Origin of the sequence: Asticcacaulis sp. (assembly GCF_020217185.1) — a bacterium.
In the GTDB taxonomy this organism is placed as follows: Bacteria; Pseudomonadota; Alphaproteobacteria; order Caulobacterales; family Caulobacteraceae; genus Asticcacaulis.
This window is the reverse complement of record NZ_JAIWNX010000144.1, coordinates 1-10,000: the sequence shown is the minus strand read 5'-3', so window position 1 is coordinate 10,000 and position 10,000 is coordinate 1. Positions and strand designations below refer to the sequence as shown.

At 63.5% G+C, this 10,000-nt stretch carries 12 protein-coding genes; 2 read left to right on the top strand and 10 right to left on the bottom strand.

Annotated features, from left to right (window positions below; all coding sequences use genetic code 11):
- From LDL37_RS07030 to LDL37_RS06995, 8 genes are all read right to left on the bottom strand, one after another.
- On the bottom strand, nucleotides 1-192 hold a 192-nt coding region (locus LDL37_RS07030; RefSeq protein ID WP_290795991.1), incomplete at its 3' end, for a head-tail connector protein.
- Between the two features lie 57 nt (nucleotides 193-249).
- Entirely contained in the window at nucleotides 250-1,458 is a 1,209-nt protein-coding gene (locus LDL37_RS07025; RefSeq protein ID WP_290795989.1) for a phage major capsid protein, read from the bottom strand.
- A 27-nt stretch (nucleotides 1,459-1,485) separates the two neighbouring features.
- Entirely contained in the window at nucleotides 1,486-1,914 is a 429-nt protein-coding gene (locus LDL37_RS07020) for an HK97 family phage prohead protease (protein ID WP_290795987.1), read from the bottom strand.
- Nucleotides 1,914-2,138, bottom strand: a complete 225-nt coding sequence (locus LDL37_RS07015; protein WP_126421435.1) for a hypothetical protein — start codon at nucleotides 2,136-2,138, stop codon at nucleotides 1,914-1,916. Before LDL37_RS07015 ends, LDL37_RS07020 begins: the two co-directional genes overlap by 1 nt.
- Nucleotides 2,131-3,339 carry a phage portal protein gene (locus LDL37_RS07010; RefSeq protein ID WP_290795983.1) on the bottom strand — a complete coding sequence of 403 codons (1,209 nt, stop codon included), beginning with the start codon at nucleotides 3,337-3,339 and terminating at the stop codon, nucleotides 2,131-2,133. The genes LDL37_RS07015 and LDL37_RS07010 overlap by 8 nt, the downstream gene beginning before the upstream one ends.
- Nucleotides 3,340-3,355: 16 nt before the next feature.
- Entirely contained in the window at nucleotides 3,356-4,582 is a 1,227-nt protein-coding gene (locus tag LDL37_RS07005; protein WP_290795981.1) for a terminase family protein, read from the bottom strand.
- Nucleotides 4,557-4,949: a hypothetical protein gene (locus tag LDL37_RS07000; RefSeq protein WP_290795979.1), complete on the bottom strand. Its 393-nt coding sequence runs from the start codon at nucleotides 4,947-4,949 to the stop codon at nucleotides 4,557-4,559. The genes LDL37_RS07005 and LDL37_RS07000 overlap by 26 nt, the downstream gene beginning before the upstream one ends.
- Nucleotides 4,950-5,239: 290 nt before the next feature.
- On the bottom strand, nucleotides 5,240-6,151 hold the full coding sequence (locus LDL37_RS06995; RefSeq protein ID WP_290795977.1) for an SDR family oxidoreductase: 912 nt from the start codon (nucleotides 6,149-6,151) through the stop codon (nucleotides 5,240-5,242).
- 79 nt (nucleotides 6,152-6,230) lie between these two features.
- Between LDL37_RS06995 and LDL37_RS06990 the strand changes: the two genes are divergently transcribed.
- Nucleotides 6,231-6,836 (top strand): TetR/AcrR family transcriptional regulator, encoded by a 606-nt coding sequence (locus LDL37_RS06990; RefSeq protein WP_290795975.1) that lies wholly within the window; start codon nucleotides 6,231-6,233, stop codon nucleotides 6,834-6,836.
- A 3-nt stretch (nucleotides 6,837-6,839) separates the two neighbouring features.
- On the opposite strand, the gene LDL37_RS06985 is transcribed toward LDL37_RS06990, so the two are convergent.
- Nucleotides 6,840-7,319: a YcgN family cysteine cluster protein gene (locus LDL37_RS06985; protein ID WP_290795973.1), complete on the bottom strand. Its 480-nt coding sequence runs from the start codon at nucleotides 7,317-7,319 to the stop codon at nucleotides 6,840-6,842.
- A gap of 298 nt (nucleotides 7,320-7,617) precedes the next feature.
- On the opposite strand from LDL37_RS06985, the gene LDL37_RS06980 reads away from it, so the two are divergent.
- The gene (locus LDL37_RS06980) at nucleotides 7,618-9,426 is read left to right on the top strand and encodes an ATP-binding cassette domain-containing protein (RefSeq protein ID WP_290795993.1); all 1,809 of its coding nucleotides are present in this window, start codon (nucleotides 7,618-7,620) and stop codon (nucleotides 9,424-9,426) included.
- Nucleotides 9,427-9,580: 154 nt separating this feature from the next.
- Here the strand turns inward: LDL37_RS06980 and LDL37_RS06975 are convergent.
- On the bottom strand, nucleotides 9,581-10,000 hold a 420-nt coding region (locus LDL37_RS06975), incomplete at its 5' end, for a DUF2846 domain-containing protein (protein WP_290795970.1).

Below are 10,000 nucleotides of genomic sequence, written 5' to 3'. Positions count from 1 at the left end.
GCCCAGCGCGCTTTCCAGTCGCGCCACGGCAGCGGCCATAAGGGTGGTGATCAGCGCGTCTTCCTCATCGTGAGTGACGCGCAAAAACAGCTTCGCTTCAGCGAGCGACACAGGATCAGAAATGAGGGAAATTCCTATACATCTCAACGCGTTGAGGTCAGGGGTGGAATCTAAGACACCCCACCACCACATCTCGCCTTCGGCTCGTGCGGTCCCCCTCCCCGCCACAGGCAGGGAGGTGTAATCCGACTACGATGCAGCGATCTTCAGCAGCTTCAGCGCATCAAAATTCTGCACCCCGCCGCCGACGCGCCGGGTGGTGTAGAACAGCACGTAGGGCTTGGCCGAATAGGGGTCGCGCAGCACGCTCAGGCCCGCGCGATCAACGATCAGATAGCCGCGCGCGAAGTCACCAAAGGCCACGGGCGTGGCATTGGCGGCGATGTCGGGCATGGCCTCGATCTCCTGCACCGGATAGCCGAGCAGTTGCGGCAACTGTCCCGCCTGCTGGGTCGGCTGCCAGATGTAGTGACCGTCGGCGTCCTTGAACTTGCGGATCGTCGCGGCCGTGCGGCGGTTCATCACAAAGTGCGCGTTTGGACGATACTGTGCCGCCGGGGCGTAGATCAGGTCCATCAGCGCGTCGGTCGGAGCCGATGCGGCGAAGCCCGAAGCCGCGCCGCTGGCCACATAGCCGATCTGCCCCCAGCTCGCGGAAGGATTGGCCGCCGTCGCATAGCTGAGGAAGCCCTTGGGCTTGTTGACGCCATCACCGGAGACAAAGGCTGCGGTTTCCTGCGCCGCGAAACTGTCTTCGAGTTCCGCCGCCAGCCATTCATCGAGATTGATGAAGCTGTCGTCCAGAAGCGCCTGAGTGGCCGCCGGCGAGGCGTAAAGCTCGGCCGCCGGAAACTCCATCAGCGACAGGGTGGCCGGGTCGGTTTCCGGGCGGCTGGCCGCTTCCGCCACCCAGCCCGCCGCGACGCCCGCCGTCGAAATCGGCTTACGGAAGGTGGCCGCGCCGACGGTCCGCACCGTGGCCAGCGATCGCATCGGCGACACCTGCGCCAGACGGCGTTCGATAAAGCGCTCGGTCTCATAGGGGGCCAGGGCGCCGGAGCCGGAACCGGTCGAAAGCCCGGCCTTCAGCTCAACCGTCACGCGGCCATAGCGCATATAGCTGTCCCAGGCGGACCTGGTTTCGTCCGGCTGCGGCGACGGGGCCGACAGTTCGGGGCGCGCCTTGTGGCTCATCAGGCGATCCAGCCGCGACTGCGCGCTTTGCAGACCCTGCTCGATGCGCTCGACCTTATCGTCGATCAGCGGATCGGACGACTTCTTTTCGAGCGCGCTGAGGCGCTGATCATTGGCGGTCTTGAAGGCCTCGAAGGCCGATAGCACGTCGTGCAAAGCCGCACGCACCTCGGTCGAAGCGACCGCGTGTTTGGTTTCTTTCATTGATGTCTCCTGAAAATCCGCTCTCCCTCAGGGGAGACGCGAAGAGGTTTGCGCCACGCGGAACCGCGCGCTGGGCAGCATGGGGAAGGTCACCAGCGACACCTCCCACAACGATACGGCGCTCAAAACCCGCAGGCGGCCCGTGGCGTCGGGGCGCATCTTTTGCGCCTCAAAACCAATGCTGAGGCCGTCGATCAGGCCCGCTTCGGCGACACTGGCCGCCATGCGGGCTTCGGACGTGACGGGGATGATCCGTCCCCGGACGAACAGACCGGTCTCGTCTTCAAACACTTCATCCCACACGCCTACGGGCGTGTGGACAGTGTGCTGATAGAGCATCCGCACCCCTTCGGGCCCGGAACGGATCAGGCTGTCGCGAAAGGCGCCTGGCACCACCACATCGTCGTTGAGATCGCGCTCAAAAAAGCGCGAGGCATAGCCTTCGATGGGCACCATCAGCCACGCTCCTGATCGAGCTTGGCCTCAATGCGCGACAGCGCGGCACGGGTGGCCAGCGCCTGTTCCTCCAGCCGCGCCAGACGCTCCACGACGCCCGCCTGCTGTTGCAGGCGCGCCTCCAGCGTATCGAGCCGCGCGCTGGCGCGACCGAACCACATCAGGGCCGCCGCCGATTGCAGGACGATGGTGACGATGACGCCACCGGTGAAGATGTCAGTCATCGGCCCTCCCCTCAGGCTTTTCCGCTGCACTCAGCCCCGCCAGCCGCCGCTTCTCCGCTTCGCTGACAAAGGCCGCCGCGTTGAGCCGCGCCCACAGGGCTTCGCGCTCCACCGACAGGGCGGGCAGCGCATCCAGCTCCGGCACCAGCCGCGCCTGCGGATATTTGGCCGCCAGCCAGTTGGACAGGCCGCGCGTCGTCCGTTCGACCAGCGGCAGGACGGTGTGTCGCCAGAAGGCGGCATTGGCTTCGCGGTAATTGGCGTAGCTGTTGTCGCCGGGGATGCCCAGCAGTTGCGCCGGAATGCCAAAGGCCAGGGCGATTTCGCGCGCCGCCGCATGCTTGCCCGCGATAAAGTCCATTTCCGATGGCGACAAGGACATCGGCTTCCAGTCGAGCCCGCCTTCCAGCAGCAGGGGCCGCCCGGCATTGTCCGTACCCGTATGGGTATCGTCCAGTTGCGCCTTCAACCGCTCGAACTGATCTTCGGTCAGGCGCTCAGACCCCTTGCCGCCATAGATCAGCGCGCCGGACGGTCGCGCCGAATGGTCGAGCAGCGCCTTGTTCCAGGCACCAGACGCATTGTGCACGTCGATGGCAAAGGCGGCGGCTTCCAGCGGCGAAAACCCGTACCAGTCATCGAGCGGGTGCCACTGTTTGAGGTGCAACACCTTCAGCCAGCCCTCATTATCGCGCCCGATACGCACCGATCGTCCGTCCACCCCATAATCATAAGCGTCGGGCCAGCCGCGCGCATTGGGCACGACCTTCACGCGCTCAGGGCGCAGGGCCCACAGCTCCCTCTGACCGTCCGGGCGTTCCGCTGCCTCCAGATAGGCATTGCCTGCGGTTTGCAGCGAAGCGTAAAGCGCCTCACGCAGGTCGGCCCCGCCCTGCTCGCCATTGGGCCGCTCCATCAGTTGCGCCAGCGGATGCGTGGGGTCGTGACGACCATTGACATCGACGCGCAGCGGCACCGAGGCCGCAGCCTCCGCAATCATCCGTATACAGCGATAGGCCACGGCGTTGCGCGCAAAGCCTTCGCGGGCCAGCGCCTCATAGGCGCGCGGCGTCCACTGCGGTCGCCCGGCCCCGGTCAGCGCGATCAGGGCGCGCGAGGCCGACTCCTTGGTTTCCGGGATTTCAGGCGGTATTTCGGGCGCACGGCGTCGCCGCCCGAACAGGTCGTTAAGAAAGGTCATAGTGTTCTCGAAAACGTTACATCCGCCGCAGTCGCGGCTCGGCGCGGCCGTCGATCAGCAGGGCCGTGATGGCCCAGACCAGCGCATCGGCACGGTCCGGCGAATGGTCCAGCGACCCGTCGCCCAGCCCCATCAGCTCCTCTTCGAGCAGCGGAAACTGACCCACATGCACCACCCGTCCCTGCTCATAAAGCGCCGCCACCGGCTCAGCGCGCAGACGTTTACCGACGCGCGCCCGCACCTTATGCACGGGCACCTCAACGCCCGCGCTTTTGAGCACCGTCTCGACCATATCGCCACCCTGATTAACCTCGGCCACCACCCGCCGGACGGCGTGCTCACGCACCAGAGCCGCCGCTTGCGTCGCCCATCCGGTGGGCGAGCGGCCGGACACCGAAGCGTCCTTGAGCACATAGGCGCGATCGCCCCGCCGTCCGGCGACGATCAGGCCGCACGCATCTCCATTCTGGGTCACGGGCGGGTCCACCGCCACGATCACCTCATCGAAGGTGGCCGGTGCATTGCCGCGACAGGCCTCGAAATCCGCCGCGCGCCACAAGGCACGATCGGAGGCTTCGACCACCTGCCCGTCCAGCTCCTGCGCCGCCAGCCGCGTGCCGCCATAGAGGGTCTCAAGGCCGGACAGAAAGCTGTCCGACAGAAATTGTGCGTTCTCCTTGGTCGCCGCCCGGCGGATTTCCAACCCCGGCTCGGCCATCAGCTTGCGCAGCGCCGCCACCGGTTTGGGCGTCGTGGTGACGCACAAACGGGGCCGTTGCCCCAGCCGCAAGCCCATGCGCAACAGCGCCAGAGTCTCCGCCGGCTTGCGCCAGACGCAGAATTCGTCAGCCCACGCATAATGAAACTGCGGCCCGCGCAAACTTTCCGGGTCTTCGGCGGAAAAGGCATAGGCCATCGCCCCGTTGGGCCAGATGAGCCGCCGCCGCGAAATTTCGTATTCGGGCCGCCCGTCGTGCGCCGCGATGGCTTTGAGGCCTGACGGCCCGTCGATCATCACTTCGCGCACATCGTGCAGGCTGGGGCCGATCAGGGCGATCCGCACGCCCGGTTCGGCCATTTCCTGCACCCATTCGGCCCCGGCGCGTGTCTTACCCGACCCGCGCCCGCCCAGCAGCAGCCAGGTCATCCAGTCGCCTTCCGGCGGCGTCTGGTGCGGGTGCGCCTGCGTGCCCCAGCGATCGAACCAGTCTAAATCCTCATCCGATACCAGATGCTGGTCCATCCACTGATCCAGCTTGTTCTGCCAGGTCGGCACGCATTCGAGTTGCGATATCAATGAGTTTAGCCCGGACCTCAGCGCGCCGGGTTTCATATCGAGCCTTGCGCTCTTCGGGGCTGAGAAGGGGGGTTGTGGTGTCACCGTCATCCATTTCCGTTTCTCCGAAACGGCTGATGAGCTCATGCACCCCCTGTACGGCCTTGGTCACAAGGGCGAGGTTTTTCGCCTTGCGTTCGATCCCGGCCTCGTCGTCGGCCTTGTTGATCCGACCATAGTCACGGATCAGTTCCTGACCGAGAGCCAGTAGTTCTGACTGCTGCGATTGCATTTCGATCCGCATTTCTGAGAGTGTGAGCGCATGTCCGTCCATGCGCCTTTTATAGCCCGGCCCCGGAATGCGGGGACAAAACGGCCTTTATAAAAATCAAGTCAATGATCTGATTTATGAAATCCGGACGGATAGCGGGGACAGGCCGTATGCCTAATTTGCATGTAACCTGTAAAAAGCTGTCACAATGTTATGCTACCTTTTGTCTCGCACAGATAGGCGATGCGGCGGTTTTCAGCATCATTGGTTTTTTTAAGCTTACTTTACCCATTTTTCAAAGTCGGGCCGCAGGCAACTGCGGCCCCTTTCTTTTTGTATGGCGACGTACCGCCTCAGAAGGTCACGCCGGTCAGGGCCTGAGAGGCGTCCCACAGACGCGCACAGGCTTTTGCATCAAGGGCGGCCTTGGGGATGCGGGCCTCGGTCGGATAGCCGCGCACCTCGCTCAACCCATCAGGTCCGTAATAGCCGCCCGAGCGCGCCAGAGGTGATGTGGCCGCAAACAGGGTTGGCAGGGCGCCCTGCCATACCGGCTGGAACAGGAACCACAGGGCGCTGCGCGTGAAGCCCATGGCGCTGTGACGGCCCGGCGCATTGTGCAGCAGATCGGTGCGCGCGACACCCGGATGCGACGCCATACTGGCCACGCCCCACCCGGCGGCCTCGCTACGGTGATGCAGTTCCAGCGCGAACATCAGGCAGGCCAGCTTCGACTGGCTATAGACGCGCATCGGATTATAGGCGCGTTCGGCATTGAGATCATTGAAATCGATGACACCATTGCGCGCCGCGACGCTGGATAAACTGATGACGCGCGCCTGATCCGCCTTTCGCAGCAGGGGCATCAGGCCGGCCGTCAGGGCGAAGTGCCCCAGATAGTTGGTGCCCATCTGCACCTCGAACCCGTCTTCGGTCTCCAGCCGTCTGGGCGGCATCATGACCCCGGCATTATTGATCAGCAGGTCGAGATGATCCGTTTGCGTGCTCAGCCGCTGGCAAAAGGCGGCAACCGAGCGCAGGCTGGCGAGATCAAGCGGTTCAAAGCGCACCTGCGCCGCAGGCAGGAGGCTGCGGATCTGGCTGACCGCCTGCGCCCCCTTGTCTGCGCTGCGCCCGGCGATGATGACTTCGGCCCCGGCCTGCGCCAGGGCGAGCGCGTCCTCATAGCCCAGCCCCCCGGTGCCGGTGACCACGGCCAGACGGCCCTTTTGCGACGGCATGTTGGAGGCGGTCCATCTGACCATCGGCTTTCCCTTTCAATGAAATTACACTTGGTGTAAAATAGAATTACACTAAGTGCAATTTTACACCAAGAGAAATTTTATGCCCGCTGACACAGGTCCGAACACCCCGCCCAAGGACGGGCTGCGCGAACGCAAGCGCCGCGAAACCTTGCAGCGCATCACCGATGTCGGCATGGGTCTGTTTCTGCAAAAGGGTTATGAGGCGACGACTCTGGATGAGATCGCCGCCGCCGCCGGCATTTCGCGCCGCACCTTCTTCTATTATTTCAAGTCCAAGGATGACATCCTGCTGTCGCTGCAAAACGGTATGGGCGAAGTGATTATCGCGGCCCTGAAAGCCGAAAGCGCCGATAAGCGCCCGCTCGATGCGGTGCGCGACGCGGTGATCGCCGTGTGCGCCCGCTTTCCGGCCGACGAGATGAGGGCGATTGACCGGCTGATGCGCTCTATCCCGGCCGTACAGGCCCGCAAGCAGGCGAGCTATGTTCAGCATGAGGACGATCTGTTTCAGGCCCTGCGTCAGCGCTGGCCCGACCCACAGCGCGAAACCGGGCTGCGGCTGGTGGCCATGCTGTCCATGGGGGCGATCCGCCTGTCGTTCGAGGCGCTGAACCGCGAAAACGGCGCACGTCCGATTGCCGATCTGCTGCACGAAGCCTTTGCGGCGCTGAAGGCGGAAGTCTAAACCCTACTCGCCCTTGTTGGACATGTCTTCCAGCAGGTCAAAGGCCGCGAAATCGAGCGCATCTTCGGGGTCTTCGAGCGCCGTTTCCGAAATCGTCTGCCCACGGACGGACACGCCGCGCCGGTGCACCTCTTCGCGGTCGCCGCAGATCAGATAGTGCCAGACAGGCAGGTCTTTCCCTTCGTGCAGGCGGCGATAGGCGCACGAAGCCGGCATCCATTCCAGCGCCTCGATATTGTGCGGCGTCAACTTGATGCAGTCGGGCACGTATTTATGCCGATCCGGGTAGTTGGAACAGGCGCAGGTGCCGGAATCGAACAGGCGGCAATGGACGCGCGTCGGGATGATTTCGCCTGTGTCTTCGTCTTCCAGCCGGATCAGGCAGCACAGACCGCAGCCGTCGCACAGCGACTCCCATTCGGGTACGGTCATTTGCGAAAGGGTCTTGATCTGCCAGAAGGGTCGGGTGGAGGGCTGGGTCATTTCATCCTTCATCCTCCCCTGTGAGCCAGGCGAACGGGGGAGGTGTCGAGAGCCTTCGTCGGCTCAGTTGAGCCGCCGAATGGCTCTAAGTTTTGTTTTAACGCGCTTTTCATCCGAAAAGTGCGTCACACTTTTCGGCAAGCGCTCTAGCAAGCGAAGCGCGTCGAGACGGAGGGGGCAGAGTCTGAAACCCGCCCCCTACACCACGGCGCAGGGGAGGCTGTTTGCGGCTTATCCGCTCTGTGGGTGTGGAAATCAAGTGCTTGCCGTTATTCGCGCCGAACGCTACACCCGCCCCATGAATACACGCGCCCCCCTGCTCGCCCTGAAAGACGTCCGCCTGATGGACGGCCTTAACCCGCTGTTTGACGGTGTCGATATCGCGCTGGAACCGCGCGTGCGGGCCTGTCTGGTCGGGCGCAACGGCGCGGGCAAATCGACCCTGATGCGGCTGATGGCCGGGCTTATCGAGGCCGATTCCGGTGAACGCGTCGTCATGCAGGGGATGCGCTACGCCTATGTGCTTCAGGAACCGCAGCCCGTCGGCGACACGGTGCTCGACTGGGTGACGTCTGACGGGGCGGAGCATTACACCGCCGAAGCCGAGCTTTACACCTTCGGCCTCGACCCGACGACCAAGTGCGCCTCTCTGTCCGGCGGCGAAAAGCGCCGCGCCGCCTTGGCAAAAGCCTTTGCCGAAGACCCGGACCTGATCTTTCTCGATGAGCCGACCAACCACCTCGATATTTTTGCCATCGAGGCCCTGGAAGACCAGTTGCGTCAGTTCAAGGGCGCGGCCCTGATCGTCAGCCACGACCGCACCTTCTTAGAGCGCGTCACCCAGCGCTGCTACTGGCTGCACGACCGCCGCATCATGCGCCTCGATTCCGGCTATGCCAGCTTTGAAGCCTGGTCGGAAAAGATCATGGAGGAGCAGGCTGAGTCGCTGCGCCGTCTGGAAAAGGCCATCGAGCGCGAAACCTATACCTTCTACCGCTCGATCACGGCGCGGCGCACGCGCAACGAAGGCCGCGCCGCCCGCCTTCAGGCCCTGCGCGCCGAAAAGATGGAGCGCACCAAACAACTGCCGCGTCAGTTGGAAATGAGCATTGATTCCGGCGGCACGTCGGGCAAGCTGGTGGCGGAGCTGAAAAACATCTCCAAGGGCTTTGGCGACAAGGAACTGCTCAAAGGCTTTTCGACGCGCATCCTGCGTGGCGACCGGCTGGCCATTGTCGGGCCGAACGGCGCCGGCAAATCGACCCTCGTCAAACTTTTGATCGGGCAGATCGCGCCGGATGAGGGCGAAATCCGTCTGGGCACGGCGCTGGAAGTCGCCTATCTCGATCAGGGGCGCGACACGCTGAAAGGCGATGAGACCCTGTGGGACGCACTGGCCAATTCCGGCTCGGATCAGATCATGGTGCAGGGGCAACCGCGCCACGTCGCCGCCTATGCCAAGGACTTCCTGTTCCGCGAAAACCAGTTGCGTCAGCCGGTGAAATCCCTGTCGGGCGGTGAGCGCAATCGCCTGCAACTGGCCCGCGCGCTGGCGTCTGCCACCAATCTGCTGGTGCTCGATGAGCCGACCAACGACCTTGATATGGACACGCTGGACCTGCTGGAAGAGATGCTGGCCGACTATGACGGCACGCTGATTCTGGTCAGCCACGACCGCGACTTTATCGACCGTCTGGCCACCTCGACCCTGGCCCTGAATGGCAAGGGCAAGGCGGTGGAAACCCCCGGCGGCTGGCAGGACTTCCTGCGGCAAAATCCGGACTTTTTCGAGCAACTGAGCCACAAGGCTCCGGCCGGGAAGACCGCGACCAAAACCGCAACGCCCGCTGCATCTGCGCCCAAGGCCCCGGCCAAAAAGCTCAGCTATAAGGATCAGAAGCGCCTCGAAGACCTCGACAAGCTGATGCCGCAATGGCAGGCCGAGATCAAAAAGCTGGAGGCGACGCTGAACGACCCCAACCTCTACGCCAAGGACCCCAAACGCTTCGACGCCACCATGAAGGCGCTGGAAAAGGCGCGGGCCGATCTCGAAAACGGCGAGATGGAGTGGCTGGAGCTTGAGGAAAAGCGCGAGGCGTTGAAGTAAGCCCGTCTCCTGCATCCGCCGTTTACTGGGGCCGGGGACCGCGCCTGACGGGCGTGGTGGCAGGGCCGCCCCCCCACCGTCTTTTTGCGTCCCGCAAAAATCCACCTCCCCCAGTAAACTGGGGGAGTATGGACCTGACGGGCTGAGTTCGACCCTACTTGCGATCCGTCGCCTTGGCCTTGGTGACCTTCAGCTTCTTTTCCTGAAACGCCTCTTCGGTCGAAGGGGTCAGGTTCGGACGCGCGCCGATCACGCCCATGGCGATGGATTGGATGACGTAATAGGTCTCACCGGCTTCCACTTCGAGACGCAGCGTATCGCGCGTTTCGAAGGAGATATTGTATTCGTGCGTGCCCGGTTCGGCGACATGGACGAAATAGGTGCCGTTGGTCAGCTTGCCGATACCCGTATCCCCTTCACGCACCGAAAAGCTGACGGCCGCGCCGACAAAGCGCGAGGGACGGAAGAAGACGATCTGACCCTTGCCTTCCGGCACCGGATCGACGGGGTTCAGCTTGGCCACCGCCTCGGCCGGGGCGGCCGTTGCAGACGCCGAAGACGACGCACTCGACGA

Excerpts from the sequence above, each read along its gene's own strand:
- LDL37_RS07000 (WP_290795979.1), bottom strand. The coding sequence starts at position 4,949 with ATGGACGGACATGCGCTCACACTCTCAGAAATGCGGATCGAAATGCAA.
- LDL37_RS07010 (WP_290795983.1), bottom strand. The coding sequence starts at position 3,339 with ATGACCTTTCTTAACGACCTGTTCGGGCGGCGACGCCGTGCGCCCGAA.
- LDL37_RS06995 (WP_290795977.1), bottom strand. The coding sequence starts at position 6,151 with ATGGTCAGATGGACCGCCTCCAACATGCCGTCGCAAAAGGGCCGTCTG.
- LDL37_RS06985 (WP_290795973.1), bottom strand. The coding sequence starts at position 7,319 with ATGACCCAGCCCTCCACCCGACCCTTCTGGCAGATCAAGACCCTTTCG.
- LDL37_RS07025 (WP_290795989.1), bottom strand. The coding sequence starts at position 1,458 with ATGAAAGAAACCAAACACGCGGTCGCTTCGACCGAGGTGCGTGCGGCT.
- LDL37_RS07020 (WP_290795987.1), bottom strand. The coding sequence starts at position 1,914 with ATGGTGCCCATCGAAGGCTATGCCTCGCGCTTTTTTGAGCGCGATCTC.
- LDL37_RS07015 (WP_126421435.1), bottom strand. The coding sequence starts at position 2,138 with ATGACTGACATCTTCACCGGTGGCGTCATCGTCACCATCGTCCTGCAA.
- LDL37_RS07005 (WP_290795981.1), bottom strand. The coding sequence starts at position 4,582 with ATGGACCAGCATCTGGTATCGGATGAGGATTTAGACTGGTTCGATCGC.
- LDL37_RS06990 (WP_290795975.1), top strand. The coding sequence starts at position 6,231 with ATGCCCGCTGACACAGGTCCGAACACCCCGCCCAAGGACGGGCTGCGC.
- LDL37_RS06980 (WP_290795993.1), top strand. The coding sequence starts at position 7,618 with ATGAATACACGCGCCCCCCTGCTCGCCCTGAAAGACGTCCGCCTGATG.